This is a genomic window from Pseudomonas sp. VEM90 (assembly GCF_054611535.1).
Window position 1 is genome coordinate 81,767 of the sequence record NZ_JBTRAR010000017.1, and the last position, 13,498, is coordinate 95,264.

Below are 13,498 nucleotides of genomic sequence, written 5' to 3' on the forward strand. Positions count from 1 at the left end.
AGAAGGGCTTACAAGCCCTGCAGGGTCTGCATCAGCACCCGCACTTTGGCTATCGACTCTTCATATTCGGCCTGCCACTGCGAATCGGCTACCACCGCGCCGCCGCCCCAGCAACTGACCTGGCCATCTTTGATCAGCAAGCTGCGAATGGCGATCGAACTGTCCATTTCGCCACGCACATCCACATACAGCAGCGAGCCGCAGTACAGCGCACGGCGTGCTGGTTCCAGTTCGTCGATGATCTGCATGGCGCGGATTTTCGGTGCGCCGGTGATCGAGCCGCCTGGGAAGCTGTCGCCGATCAGGTCCAGCGCATCCTTGTCGCTGGCCAGCTGGCCGGTGATGCTGCTGACCAGATGGTGCACGTTGGGGTAGCTCTCCAAGCTGAACAGTTCCGGGACCTTCACTGAGCCGATCTCACACGTGCGCCCAAGGTCGTTGCGCAGCAGGTCGACGATCATCAGGTTTTCCGAGCGGTCCTTTGGGCTGTGCAGCAGCTCTTCGGCGTTACGCTTGTCTTCAGCCGGGTCGCTGGCGCGCGGGCGGGTGCCCTTGATCGGCCGGGTTTCCACCTGGCCTTGGCTGACGCGGATGAAGCGCTCGGGCGAAAAGCTCAGCAGGGTACTGCCGTCGGCCAGTTGCTGGTAGCCGGAGAAGGGTGTCGGGCAGGCTTGGCGCAGGGCCTGGTAGGCCCGCCATGGATCGCCTTGGCAGGGCGCACGAAAGCGCTGGGTGAGGTTGATCTGGTAGCAGTCACCGGCCTGGATGTAGCGTTGTACCTGGTCGAAAGCTGTTTTGTACTGCTCGGGCTCCAGGTCACCGGCCATCGGCGCGAGTAGGCGGAAGTCGCCGGTGGTGGCGGTGGTGTCCTGGAACAGGCTGATCAGGCGTTCGCGTTTGTCGCCTGCCAGGCTCGGGTGGAACACCAGCTGGCTGGTGCCGAGCAGATGATCGCTGACCAGTGCCCAGTCATACAGGCCCAGTTGTGCGTCTGGCAGGCCGAGGTCGTCCACGGCCAGACTTGGCAGGTGTTCCAGGCGGCGGCCGAAGTCGTAGCTCAGGTAGCCGATCAGGCCGCCGGCGAAGGGTAGTTCTATACCGTTGGGCAAGTCCGCGTGGCCCAGTTGTTCCAGGCCAGCACGCAGGCGCTGGAGGAAGACGCGGCCCTCTTCATCGGGCTGCGCCTGCAGTTGTTGCAGCGGCCATGCGCTGAGCAGGTCGAACCGGCCGCGTTCGGCGCCGGGGCGGGCGCTGTCGAGCAGGATCGCACCGGGGGCCTGGCGCAGGTGGGCGAAATAGGCGGCAGGGTCGGGCTTGTAGGGCAGGGGGTGTAGCGTGCAGGTCGGCATCAGTATGGACGGCGATGTAAAAGCGAGGAGGGCGATTGTAGACCTGTGCAGGAAAAGCGCCTAGCGCTGGGTACGACATTCAACGCTGTGTTTGGCCCATGCGCAGCACAAGGCAGCCCCTGCAGGTCGAGTGAAGCGCTTGAACCCCGTGCAGTGGCAGCCTTGTGCTGTGAATGGGCTGCAAGGCAGCCCCTGTATTTCAGCGGTTAGGCACATGCCCGAACAAACCCTGCGCTACCCGTACCCGCTGCTCGGCGTCTTCGCTCACACCCTCCTTGGCCAGTGCTTCGATGTGTGCCTCGATGGCATGGGTGCGTTGAGTCAGGCCGCAATCGTTGGCAATCTGGATGTTCAGCCCCGGGCGGGCGTTGAGCTCCAGAATCAGCGGGCCTTTCTCCTGGTCAAGCACCATGTCCACACCGATATAGCCCAGGCCACACAGTTCATAGCAGCCAGCGGCCAGTTTCATGAAACCGTCCCAGTTCGGCAGTTGCACGCCGTCCACCGCGTTGGTGGTGTCCGGGTGCTTGCTGATGATGTTGTTCAGCCAGGTGCCGCGCAGGGTCACGCCGGTGGCCAGGTCGACACCCACGCCGATGGCGCCCTGGTGCAGGTTGGCCTTGCCGCCGGACTGGCGAGTCGGCAGGCGCAGCATGGCCATCACCGGGTAGCCCATCAGCACGATGATGCGGATGTCCGGCACGCCTTCGTAACTGATGCTCTTGAATATCTGGTCCGGGGTCACGCGGTACTCGATCAGTGCGCGGTCGCGGTGCCCGCCGAGAGAGTACAGCCCGGTGAGGATGCTGGAAATCTGGTGCTCGATTTCCGCATGGCTGATGATCTTGCCCGACACCGTGCGGTAGCGGTCCTCGAAGCGGTCGGCGATTACCAGGATGCCATCACCGCCGGCGCCTTGCGCCGGCTTGATGACGAAATCGCTGCGCCCGCCAATGATCTGGTCGAGCTTCTCGATCTCTTTTTCGGTCTCGATGATGCCGTACATTTCCGGCACATGGATGCCGGCCGCCAGCGCGCGTTCCTTGGTGATGATCTTGTCGTCGACGATCGGGTACAGGTTGCGCTTGTTGTACTTCAGCACATAGTCCGCGTTACGCCGGTTGATCCCCATGATGCCCCGGGCCTCCAGGGCTTTCCACGTCTTGATCAGGCCAAACATCAGGTGTCAGCCTTATTCAGGAAAGCCTTGAAGCGCACGAGCTCGGTCAGGCGGTAGCCGCGATAACGGCCCATCGCCAGCATGAAGCCCACCAGGATCAGCAGCACTGCCGGGAAGGTGAACACGAAGTACACCAGTTCCGGCACCATCATCAGCAGGTGTGCCAGGGCAGCGGCGAACAGGGTGCCGACGGCCACTTTCATGGCATGTCCACCACCACGCTCCTCCCAGGTGATCGACAGGCGTTCGATGGTCATGGTCAGGATCACCATGGGGAACAGTGCTACCGACAGTCCGCGTTCAAGGCCCAGCTTGTGGCTGAACAGACTGATGGCGGCAATCAGCACCACGACAAAGGTCAATACCACCGACAGGCGTGGCAGCATCTGCAGCTTGAGGTGTTCCAGATACGAGCGCAGCGACAGGCCCAGGGCAGTGATCACCGTGAACAGCACAATACCAAAGCCCAGCTGGGTTTCGCGGAACGCCAGGGCAATCAGCACCGGTGTGAATGTGCCCAGGGTCTGGATACCGATCAGGTTGCGCAGCACCAGGATCACCAGCACGCCGATCGGGATCATGACCATGATCATGAAGGTCTGCTGGGTTTGCAGCGGCAGGCCGTACAGCGAGTATTCGAGGAAGTCGGCGTCAGTGTTCTCGTCGGTCAGCTTGGCCAGGCGGATGGCGTTCATCTCGCTGTTGTTCATGCTGAAGGTGACGTTGGCCTTCTTGCCGCCATCGACGGTGATCAGGTTGTCGTCACCGGTCCACCACAGCAGGCGGTCGCTCGGCAGGCCTTGCTCACCGGTGTCCGGGTTGAAGTACAGCCAGTCGTCACCGTTGAAGCTGCGCAACCACAGCTCCGGGGTTTGCGGGGTGTCGGCCAGCAGGCGGATGGTGTGCACCCGTTCCATTGGCACGTGGGCGATCGACAGCAGCAGGTCGATGACCTCGGCTTTCTTCATCGCCGAAGTGTCGCCGGCCAGCAGTAGCTTGACGTTGTCGTCGTTTAGGTTGTTGACCCGCTTGATGGTCTCGCTGACGAAGGTCTCGACGTCAGCCGAGTGCTGACGTATAGGCGCCATCAGCGCTTCGGCGGCGATCTTTTCGGGGCCTTCGACGGCCAGGCTGTCACGGAAGGTCGGGCCTTTGACCTTGGTCTTCTCGCTGCTGTAGCGCTTGGTCAGTACCAGGCGGTAGTAGAGGGTCTGTTTGCCACTGGCGCGACGTGCCGACCAGGTAACCTTGCGGTTGCCGTCTGCACGGTTGATGCTGACCCCGTAGTTGTTGGAGATGAAGCTCTCGTTGAGGCTGACGTAGTCGCGGTTCAGCGGTGGCACGAACATCTGCACCTTGACCGGATCCTTGCTGTTGGCCACGAACTCGACCTTGGCGTCGATGTTCCACAGGTCGTCGGTTTCATCCTCGGTCACCGGGATGCCGAGCACGAAGATCTGATAAGCCGTGACCGCCACGCCCAATAGCACCAGCACGGTGATCAGGGCTTTCAGATGGAGGGTAAGAGAGCGCATCGGGATTACTCTGCTTTGGGAGCGTCGGTGGCACAGGCAGGTTTGCCGGCCGCGTATTTAAGGCTTGGGTCAACCAGTGCGTCGAAGTGCTTGAGCGCCTCGGAGCCGATCAGCAGCGGGAACTGGAAGGCGCTGCGGTCGGTGAGGTTGACTTCGATGGTGCGTCTGGCCTGGCCCATGCAGATTTCGAGTTCGATGACCGGACGGGCCGTGTAGGCCTTGCCCGATTCGGCATCATAGTCGCCAGCCCGGCGCTTGATCTTGCTGACGCGTGCCAGTGGGCGTTCGATCGGGTGCGAATGGGCCGCATCGATCGCGAGGTAGAAGCGTACCCAGCTTTCGCCATTGCGCTTGAACCGTTTGATGTCGCGGGCGCTGAGCGATGCGGTCTTGGCGCCGGTGTCGAGCTTGGCGGCCACTTCCAGATCCAGGTCGCCCAGATGCGCGTATTCGTTGAGGCCATACACGGTCTTGCCCGCAGCCTGGCCAAGGGCCGGCAGCAGGGTGAGGCATAACAGCAATAAAACGGGTGTAAGTCTCATATTCCTGGCGCGGTGCTTTGCAAGGTTCTAGGCAAGGTTCAGGGCAAGAAGACTGGCAATTACTGCGCAAGCTTCCTCGTTTATCTGTCAACAAGCATGCATGCATGACAGACAGGCTATCCATACCCCATCGGAGGCGCGGCATTCTATCACGCCGACGTCTTGACGCCAGCGGTGCGCGATCTGACAGCGTAGAAGTGGTGATAGTTCGCGATTAGACGATTGTCGACAATATTCATTTTGTCTTTGACTTGGCGGTCTCATTTAGCTAGTTTCTGACGAGTAGTTTTAAAAGGTGTCGACAATATGCAGGACCTTTCCACCCCCGGGCCGGTGCTGGCAGACGAAACGGAAACCCTCTCCGAAAACGTCTTCCGGCGCATCCAGGCGGCCATTGTCAAGGGTGATATCGCCCCCGGTAGCAAAATTTCCGAGCCGGAGTTGGCGCGCACCTATGGCATCAGCCGTGGGCCGCTACGCGAGGCTATCCACCGCCTTGAAGGCCAACGCCTGCTGGTACGCGTGCCGCATGTGGGCGCGCGGGTGGTATCGCTCAATCACGCCGAGCTGATCGAGCTGTACGAAATCCGTGAGTCGCTGGAAGGCATGGCCTGCCGTCTGGCCGCTGAACGCATGAGCCAGGCTGACATCGACGAACTGCGCCGGGTGCTCGACACCCATGAGCGCGACGCAGCGTTCCAGGCGGGCCTGGGCTACTACCAGCAGGAAGGCGACTACGACTTCCATTACCGGATTATTCAGGGTAGCGGCAACCAGACCCTGGTCAAGATGCTCTGCGGCGAACTGTACCAACTGGTGCGCATGTACCGTATCCAGTTCTCCGCCACGCCCAACCGGCCACGCCAGGCCTTTGCCGAGCACCATCGCATTCTTGATGCAATCGCCGACCGCGACGGCGAACTGGCCGAACTGCTGATGCGTCGTCACATCGGCGCGTCCAAGCGCAATATCGAGCGTCACTACCTGGACGCCCACAACAACAGCACACGAGGTGAGAAATGACAGTCAAGAGCACCCCCGGTCAGCGTTTCCGTGACGCCGTTGCCGCTGAACATCCGCTGCAGGTGGTTGGCGCCATCAATGCCAACCATGCCCTGCTGGCCAAGCGTGCCGGCTTCAAGGCCATCTACCTGTCTGGTGGTGGCGTGGCCGCCGGCTCCCTGGGCCTGCCAGACCTGGGCATCACTGGCCTGGACGACGTGCTCACCGACGTGCGCCGTATCACCGACGTGTGCGACCTGCCGCTGCTGGTGGATGTCGACACCGGCTTCGGCGCTTCGGCCTTCAACGTCGCCCGTACCGTGCGTTCGATGAGCAAGTTCGGCGCTGCCGCCATCCACATCGAGGACCAGGTTGGCGCCAAGCGTTGTGGCCACCGTCCCAACAAGGAAATTGTCAGCCAGCAGGAAATGGTCGACCGTATCAAGGCTGCCGTCGATGCCCGCAGCGATGACAGTTTCGTGATCATGGCGCGTACCGACGCGCTGGCCGTCGAAGGCCTGAACGCCGCCCTGGACCGTGCCGAGGCGTGCGTCGAAGCTGGCGCCGACATGATCTTCCCGGAAGCCATCACCGAGCTGCAGATGTACAAGACCTTCGCTGATCGGGTGAAGGCACCTATCCTGGCCAACATCACCGAGTTCGGTGCCACGCCGCTTTATACAACCGAAGAGCTGGCCTCGGTCGACGTGTCGTTGGTGCTGTACCCGCTTTCGGCGTTCCGCGCCATGAACAAGGCGGCTGAGAACGTGTACACCGCGCTGCGCCGTGACGGCACGCAGAAGAACGTGATCGACACCATGCAGACCCGCATGGAGCTCTACGATGCCATTGGTTATCACGCCTTCGAGCAGAGCCTCGATGCACTGTTTGCCCAGAAGAAGGGCTAAGCGCCAACTCCCGAATTAGCCGGAAAGCATCCATAACAAATTCAAGAAAGGAGAAACACCATGGCCGAAGCAAAAGTACTCAGTGGCGCAGGCCTGCGTGGCCAGGTGGCCGGCCAGACTGCACTGTCGACCGTGGGCCAGGCCGGTGCCGGGCTGACCTACCGTGGTTATGATGTGCGTGACCTGGCTGCCGGTGCCGAGTTCGAAGAAGTCGCCTACCTGCTGCTATATGGCGAGCTGCCCACCCAGGCCGAGCTGGCCGACTACAAGCACAAGCTCAAGGGCCTGCGTGACCTGCCGCAAGCCTTGAAGGAAGTGCTTGAGCGCATCCCGCGCGATGCCCACCCGATGGACGTCATGCGTACCGGTTGCTCGGTAATGGGCACCCTCGAGCCAGAACTGACCTTCGAAGCCCAGCGCGACAAGACCGACCGCCTGCTGGCGCTGTTCCCGGCCGTGATGTGCTACTGGTATCGCTTCACCCACCATGGCGTACGCATCGACTGCACCAGTGATGAAGACACCCTGGGTGGCCACTTCCTGCACCTGCTGCACGGCAAGAAGCCGAGCGAGCTGCACGTCAAGGTCATGAACGTGTCGTTGATTCTCTACGCTGAACACGAATTCAACGCCTCGACCTTCACTGCCCGTGTCTGTGCCTCGACCCTGTCTGACTTGTACTCCTGCGTTACCGCAGCCATCGGCTCGCTGCGTGGACCGCTGCACGGCGGTGCCAACGAGGCAGCGATGGAACTGATCGAACGCTTCCAGAGCCCGCAGGAAGCCACCGCCGAGCTGCTGCGCATGCTCGAGCGCAAAGACAAGATCATGGGCTTTGGCCATGCCATCTACAAAGAGTCCGACCCGCGCAACGAGGTGATCAAGGGCTGGTCGAAACAGCTGGCTGACGAAGTGGGTGACAAAGTGCTGTACCCGGTTTCCGAAGCCATCGACAAGACCATGTGGGAGCAGAAGCGCCTGTTCCCCAATGCCGACTTCTACCATGCCTCGGCGTACCACTTCATGGGTATTCCGACCAAGCTGTTCACCCCGATCTTCGTCTGCTCGCGGCTGACCGGCTGGGCGGCGCACGTCTTCGAGCAGCGCGCCAACAACCGCATCATCCGCCCGAGCGCCGAGTATGTCGGCGTCGAGCAGCGCCAGTTCGTGCCGATCGAGCAGCGCTGAATAGCTACAGAGAGGCAGCCCGTTTCCCTTGTGGGAGCGGGCGTGCCCGCGAATGCGCCCAGCCTTGCAACCTCTGTGCACCTGCTGACGCATTCGCGGGCACGCCCGCTCGTACAGGTACGGTGAAACCTTCCGAACCCTGTGACCGAGCCTGATTCCATGATGAACACTGCATACCGCAAGCACCTGCCAGGCACCGACCTGGACTATTTCGATGCCCGCGCGGCGGTCGAGGCGATCAAGCCCGGCGCCTACGACGGCTTGCCTTACACGTCCCGCGTGCTCGCCGAGAACCTGGTGCGCCGCTGCGACCCTGCTACGCTCGATGCCTCGCTGAGCCAGCTGATCGAGCGCAAGCGCGATCTCGACTTCCCGTGGTTCCCGGCACGCGTGGTGTGCCACGACATCCTCGGCCAGACTGCGCTGGTCGACCTTGCCGGCCTGCGTGACGCCATTGCCGACAAAGGCGGCGACCCGGCCCAGGTCAACCCGGTGGTGCCGGTGCAGCTGATCGTCGACCATTCGCTGGCCGTCGAGTGCGGTGGTTACGACCCGCAGGCCTTCGAGAAGAACCGCGCCATCGAAGACCGCCGCAACGAAGACCGCTTCCACTTCATCAACTGGACCAAGAAGGCGTTCAAGAACGTCGACGTGATCCAGCCGGGCAACGGCATCATGCACCAGATCAACCTGGAGAAGATGTCACCGGTGGTCCACAGCGACCACGGCGTCGCCTACCCGGACACCTGCGTCGGCACCGACAGCCACACGCCGCATGTCGATGCGCTGGGTGTGATCGCCATCGGCGTAGGCGGCCTGGAAGCCGAGAACGTGATGCTCGGCCGCGCCTCCTGGATGCGCCTGCCGGAAATCGTCGGCGTCGAGCTGACTGGCAAACTGGCCCCGAACATCACTGCCACCGACCTGGTCTTGGCCCTGACCGAGTTCCTGCGCAAGCAGAAAGTGGTCGGTGCTTACCTGGAGTTCCATGGTGAGGGTGCACGTGCCCTGACCTTGGGCGACCGCGCCACTATTTCCAACATGGCCCCGGAATACGGCGCCACTGCGGCGATGTTCGCCATCGACCAGCAGACCATCGACTATCTGCGCCTGACCGGCCGTGAAGAGCAGCAGGTCAAACTGGTGGAAACCTACGCCAAGGCCACCGGCCTGTGGGCCGACAGCCTGGGCGCTGCCGTCTATGAACGCACCCTCAGCTTCGACCTGTCGAGCGTGGTGCGCAACATGGCCGGCCCGTCCAACCCGCACGCCCGTGTCGCCACCAGCGACCTGGCCGCCAAGGGCATTGCCGGCAACTGGGAAGAGGTGCCGGGGCAAATGCCTGACGGTGCGGTGATCATCGCTGCCATCACCAGTTGCACCAACACCAGCAACCCGCGCAACGTGATTGCTGCAGGCCTGATTGCACGCAATGCCAACAGGTTGGGCCTGGCCCGCAAGCCGTGGGTGAAGTCGTCGCTGGCGCCCGGCTCCAAGGCCGTGCAACTGTATCTGGAAGAAGCCGGCCTGGAGAAAGAGTTGGAGCAACTCGGTTTCGGCATCGTCGCCTTCGCCTGCACCACCTGCAACGGTATGTCCGGTGCCCTGGACCCGGTGATTCAGCAAGAAATCATCGACCGCGACCTGTATGCCACCGCCGTGCTGTCGGGTAACCGAAACTTCGACGGGCGTATCCACCCGTATGCCAAGCAGGCCTTCCTCGCCTCGCCACCGCTGGTGGTGGCCTATGCCATAGCCGGTACCATTCGCTTCGACATCGAGAAGGATGTGCTGGGCGTGGTCGATGGCAAGGAAATCCGCCTGAAGGATATCTGGCCCAGTGATGAAGAGATCGATGCCGTGGTGCGTGCAGCGGTCAAGCCGGAGCAGTTCCGCAAGGTGTACATTCCGATGTTCGCCATCGAGGAAGACCGTGGGCCGAAGGTGGCGCCGCTGTATGATTGGCGCCCGATGAGCACCTACATCCGCCGCCCTCCCTACTGGGAAGGCGCCCTGGCCGGCGAGCGTACGTTGCGTGGCATGCGCCCGCTGGCGGTGTTGCCGGACAACATCACCACCGACCACCTGTCGCCGTCCAACGCCATCATGCTCGACAGTGCCGCCGGTGAATACCTGGCGAAAATGGGCCTGCCGGAAGAGGACTTCAACTCCTACGCTACTCACCGGGGTGACCACCTGACGGCCCAGCGCGCCACCTTCGCCAACCCCAAACTGTTCAACGAAATGGTGCGCAACGACGACGGCAGCGTGAAGCAGGGTTCGCTGGCGCGTATCGAGCCGGAAGGCAAGGTTACCCGCATGTGGGAGGCGATCGAGACTTACATGCAGCGCAAGCAGCCGCTGATCATTGTCGCCGGTGCCGACTACGGCCAGGGTTCGTCCCGTGACTGGGCGGCCAAGGGCGTGCGTCTGGCCGGTGTCGAGGCGATCGTGGCCGAAGGCTTCGAGCGTATTCACCGCACCAACCTGGTAGGCATGGGCGTGCTGCCGCTGGAGTTCAAGCCGGGCACCGACCGCAAGACCCTGGACCTGGATGGCAGCGAAACCTATGACGTGCTGGGTGCGCGTACGCCACGGGCGACCCTGACCCTGGTGGTGACCCGTGCCAATGGCGAGAGCCTGGAAGTACCGGTGACCTGCCGTCTGGACACCGCCGAGGAAGTGTCGATTTACGAAGCGGGCGGGGTGCTGCAGCGCTTTGCCCAGGACTTCCTCGAAGCGACCGCCTGAGCATGAATCGGGGGCCGCTTTGCGGCCCTTTCGCGACACAAGGCCGCTCCCTCAGCGGGCGGCGCAGTACCTGTGGGAGCGGCCTTGTGTCGCGAAAGGGCTGCAAGGCAGCCCCAGGGTATTTCACCGGACTATCAGGATGCCCAAGAAAATGGCACATGTACCCCAGATCAAAATCCCCGCCACCTACATCCGCGGCGGCACCAGCAAAGGCGTGTTCTTCCGCCTGCAAGACCTGCCTGAGCAGGCGCAAATTCCAGGTCCTGCCCGCGATGCGCTGCTGCTGCGGGTAATCGGTAGCCCCGACCCTTACGGCAAGCAGATTGACGGCATGGGCGGCGCCACGTCGAGCACCAGCAAGACCGTGATCCTGTCGCAAAGCATCAAACCCGAACACGATGTCGACTACCTGTTCGGCCAGGTCAGCATCGACAAGGCCTTCGTCGACTGGAGTGGCAACTGCGGCAACTTGTCCGCTGCGGTCGGTTCGTTTGCCATCAGCAGTGGCCTGGTCGACCCGGCGCGTGTTCCGCGCAACGGTATCGCCACGGTGCGTATCTGGCAGGCAAATATCGGCAAGACCATCATCGCCCACGTCCCGATCACTGAAGGTGAAGTGCAGGAAACCGGCGACTTCGAGCTGGACGGGGTCACCTTCCCGGCGGCCGAGGTGCAGTTGGAGTTTCTCGACCCTGCAGCCGATGAAGGCGGCGCTGGCGGTGCCATGTTCCCAACCGGCAAGCTGGTCGATGACCTGGAAGTGCCGGGGGTCGGCACGTTCAAGGCAACCTTGATCAATGCCGGTATCCCGACCATTTTTGTCAATGCTGCCGATATCGGCTACACCGGTAGCGAACTACAGGACGCCATCAACGGCGACCCGCAAGCGCTGCTGCGCTTCGAGACCATTCGCGCCTATGGCGCCGTGCGCATGGGGCTTATCGACAACGTCGACCAGGCTGCCGGGCGTCAGCACACGCCGAAAGTGGCGTTCGTCGCACCGCCGAGCACCTACACTGCGTCCAGTGGCAAGGCGGTGCAGGGCGGTGATATCGACCTGCTGGTGCGGGCCTTGTCGATGGGCAAGCTACACCATGCCATGATGGGTACGGCTGCGGTGGCAATTGGCACTGCGGCGGCCATTCCGGGCACGCTGGTCAACCTCGCCGCTGGCGGGGGCGAGCGCAGCGCTGTGCGTTTCGGTCATCCTTCGGGCACCCTGCGGGTCGGGGCCGAGGCGCGCCAGGTGAATGGTGAGTGGACGGTAACCAAGGCAATCATGAGCCGCAGTGCTCGAGTGCTGATGGAGGGCTGGGTTCGCGTGCCTGGCGACAGCTTCTAACGCACCACCGGCGCTCGGCTTTAGTTCGTTGGGGCCGCTTGGCGGCCCTTCGCGGGCTTGCCCGCTCCCGCAGGGTAACCACAGGTTCTGAATGCTGTGGTCAACCTGTGGGAGCGGGCAAGCCCGCGAAGGGCTGCACGGCAGCCCCGGCAATTCTGAAGGGAGCTGGATATGAGCGCCAACGTAGACCTCAACGACCGCCCGGACTACGACCGGGTACTACAAACCCTGGCCGATTACGCCCTCGGTTATCGGGTCGAATCCCGCGAGGCCCTGGACACCGCGCGCAACTGCCTGATGGACACCCTAGGTTGCGGCCTTCTCGCCTTGCGCTTCCCTGAGTGCACCAAGCTCCTTGGCCCTCAGGTAGAAGGCACGCTGGTCCCAAATGGTGCTCGCGTCCCCGGCACCTCCTATCGCCTCGATCCGGTCAAGGCTGCCTGGGACATTGGCTGCACGGTGCGCTGGCTGGACTACAACGATACCTGGCTGGCCGCCGAATGGGCTCATCCCTCGGACAACCTTGGCGGCATCCTGGCAGTGGCTGATCACCTGTCACAGAAGCGTCTTGCCGCGGGTGAAAAGCCACTGCCGATGCGTGATGTGCTCGAGGCCATGGTCATGGCGCATGAAATCCAGGGGGTGCTGGCGCTGGAAAACGCCTTCAACCGCGTCGGCCTCGATCATGTGATTCTGGTGAAGGTCGCCTCGACCGCCGTGTGCGCCAGGTTGATGGGGGCCAATCGTGAGCAGATGCTCTCGGCCTTGTCCCACGCCTTCGTAGACGGCCAGGCCCTTCGTACCTATCGCCACGCGCCCAACGCCGGTTCGCGCAAGTCCTGGGCCGCGGGTGACGCCTCCAGCCGAGGAGTGCAACTGGCTGACATCGCCTTGCGTGGGGAAATGGGCGTGCCGGGCGTGCTCACGGCTTCGCAGTGGGGGTTCTACGATGTTTCGTTCAGCCATACCAACAAAGACCTGGCACTCAAGCCCGCGGGGCAGTACGAGCTGCGTCTGCCCCAGGTGTTGGGCAGCTATGTGATGGAAAACGTGCTGTTCAAGGTCAGTTTTCCTGCCGAGTTCCACGCCCAGACCGCCTGTGAGGCAGCAGTAACCCTGCATCCACTTGTGCGTAACCGTCTGCATGAAGTCGACCGCATCGTCATCACCACCCAGGAATCAGCGATCCGCATCATCTCCAAGAGCGGCCCGCTGGCCAATGCCGCCGACCGTGACCACTGTCTGCAGTACATGGTGGCCGTGCCGCTGATCTTTGGCCATCTGGTGGCCGAACATTATGAGGACGCCTTCCATGCCAACCACCCAAGTATCGACCGCCTGCGCGAGAAGATGGAGGTGGTGGAAGACCCGCGCTTCAGTCGCGAGTACCTGGAGCCGGACAAGCGTTCGATCGCCAACGCGCTGCAGGTGTTCTTCAAGGATGGCAGCAGCACCGAGCAAGTGGTGGTGGAATACCCGATCGGGCATCGTCGGCGGCGCGGGGAAGGTATACCGTTGCTGGAGGCCAAGTTCAGGGCCAACCTGGCGACCCGCTTTGCCCGGCAGCGGTGTCAGCAGATTTTCGAACTGTGCAAGGACCAGCAGAAGCTGGAAGGCATGGCGGTGCACAGGTTCGTGGATTTGTTTGTGATATGAGCTTGCCTGCGCATAAAACAACAAAGCCCCGGCATCGCTGCCGGG

General features: G+C 62.4%; 10 protein-coding genes. 6 read left to right on the forward strand and 4 right to left on the reverse strand.

The features are described 5' to 3' along the window. Positions 1-8 precede the first annotated feature (8 nt). The 4 genes from pabB to rloA all read right to left on the reverse strand — a co-directional run bounded on the left by pabB (position 9) and on the right by rloA (position 4,606). Positions 9-1,349, reverse strand: a complete 1,341-nt coding sequence (gene pabB / locus ACYCCG_RS17255; RefSeq protein WP_209964882.1) for an aminodeoxychorismate synthase component I — start codon at positions 1,347-1,349, stop codon at positions 9-11. 199 nt (positions 1,350-1,548) lie between these two features. Beyond that, entirely contained in the window at positions 1,549-2,529 is a 981-nt protein-coding gene (locus ACYCCG_RS17260; RefSeq protein WP_176683935.1) for an alpha-L-glutamate ligase-like protein, read from the reverse strand. Then, a complete protein-coding gene (gene rloB / locus ACYCCG_RS17265; protein WP_176683934.1) occupies positions 2,529-4,064 on the reverse strand; it encodes an osmotic stress tolerance membrane protein RloB in 1,536 nt (511 codons plus the stop codon). The genes ACYCCG_RS17260 and rloB overlap by 1 nt, the downstream gene beginning before the upstream one ends. A 5-nt stretch (positions 4,065-4,069) precedes the next feature. Further along, positions 4,070-4,606: a retropepsin-like aspartic peptidase RloA gene (rloA, locus tag ACYCCG_RS17270; protein ID WP_021782881.1), complete on the reverse strand. Its 537-nt coding sequence runs from the start codon at positions 4,604-4,606 to the stop codon at positions 4,070-4,072. A 306-nt stretch (positions 4,607-4,912) separates the two neighbouring features. Between rloA and ACYCCG_RS17275 the strand changes: the two genes are divergently transcribed. The 6 genes from ACYCCG_RS17275 to prpD all read left to right on the forward strand — a co-directional run bounded on the left by ACYCCG_RS17275 (position 4,913) and on the right by prpD (position 13,453). Continuing rightward, the gene (locus ACYCCG_RS17275) at positions 4,913-5,629 is read left to right on the forward strand and encodes a GntR family transcriptional regulator (protein ID WP_176683933.1); all 717 of its coding nucleotides are present in this window, start codon (positions 4,913-4,915) and stop codon (positions 5,627-5,629) included. Continuing rightward, complete coding sequence (prpB, locus tag ACYCCG_RS17280; protein ID WP_012053054.1) at positions 5,626-6,516, forward strand: methylisocitrate lyase; 891 nt, start codon at positions 5,626-5,628, stop codon at positions 6,514-6,516. The genes ACYCCG_RS17275 and prpB overlap by 4 nt, the downstream gene beginning before the upstream one ends. 60 nt (positions 6,517-6,576) lie before the next feature. Continuing rightward, on the forward strand, positions 6,577-7,704 hold the full coding sequence (gene prpC / locus ACYCCG_RS17285; protein WP_021782879.1) for a bifunctional 2-methylcitrate synthase/citrate synthase: 1,128 nt from the start codon (positions 6,577-6,579) through the stop codon (positions 7,702-7,704). 162 nt (positions 7,705-7,866) lie between these two features. Beyond that, positions 7,867-10,455 carry a Fe/S-dependent 2-methylisocitrate dehydratase AcnD gene (gene acnD, locus ACYCCG_RS17290; RefSeq protein ID WP_459671296.1) on the forward strand — a complete coding sequence of 863 codons (2,589 nt, stop codon included), beginning with the start codon at positions 7,867-7,869 and terminating at the stop codon, positions 10,453-10,455. Positions 10,456-10,606: 151 nt separating this feature from the next. Then, positions 10,607-11,797: a 2-methylaconitate cis-trans isomerase PrpF gene (gene prpF / locus ACYCCG_RS17295; protein ID WP_459671273.1), complete on the forward strand. Its 1,191-nt coding sequence runs from the start codon at positions 10,607-10,609 to the stop codon at positions 11,795-11,797. A 171-nt stretch (positions 11,798-11,968) separates the two neighbouring features. After that, complete coding sequence (prpD, locus tag ACYCCG_RS17300) at positions 11,969-13,453, forward strand: 2-methylcitrate dehydratase (protein WP_209964887.1); 1,485 nt, start codon at positions 11,969-11,971, stop codon at positions 13,451-13,453. Positions 13,454-13,498 lie beyond the last annotated feature (45 nt).

Coding starts and splice junctions, on each gene's coding strand:
- pabB (WP_209964882.1), bottom strand. CDS start 1,349: ATGCCGACCTGCACGCTACACCCCCTGCCCTACAAGCCCGACCCTGCC.
- ACYCCG_RS17260 (WP_176683935.1), bottom strand. CDS start 2,529: ATGTTTGGCCTGATCAAGACGTGGAAAGCCCTGGAGGCCCGGGGCATC.
- rloB (WP_176683934.1), bottom strand. CDS start 4,064: ATGCGCTCTCTTACCCTCCATCTGAAAGCCCTGATCACCGTGCTGGTG.
- rloA (WP_021782881.1), bottom strand. CDS start 4,606: ATGAGACTTACACCCGTTTTATTGCTGTTATGCCTCACCCTGCTGCCG.
- ACYCCG_RS17275 (WP_176683933.1), top strand. CDS start 4,913: ATGCAGGACCTTTCCACCCCCGGGCCGGTGCTGGCAGACGAAACGGAA.
- prpB (WP_012053054.1), top strand. CDS start 5,626: ATGACAGTCAAGAGCACCCCCGGTCAGCGTTTCCGTGACGCCGTTGCC.
- prpC (WP_021782879.1), top strand. CDS start 6,577: ATGGCCGAAGCAAAAGTACTCAGTGGCGCAGGCCTGCGTGGCCAGGTG.
- acnD (WP_459671296.1), top strand. CDS start 7,867: ATGAACACTGCATACCGCAAGCACCTGCCAGGCACCGACCTGGACTAT.
- prpF (WP_459671273.1), top strand. CDS start 10,607: ATGGCACATGTACCCCAGATCAAAATCCCCGCCACCTACATCCGCGGC.
- prpD (WP_209964887.1), top strand. CDS start 11,969: ATGAGCGCCAACGTAGACCTCAACGACCGCCCGGACTACGACCGGGTA.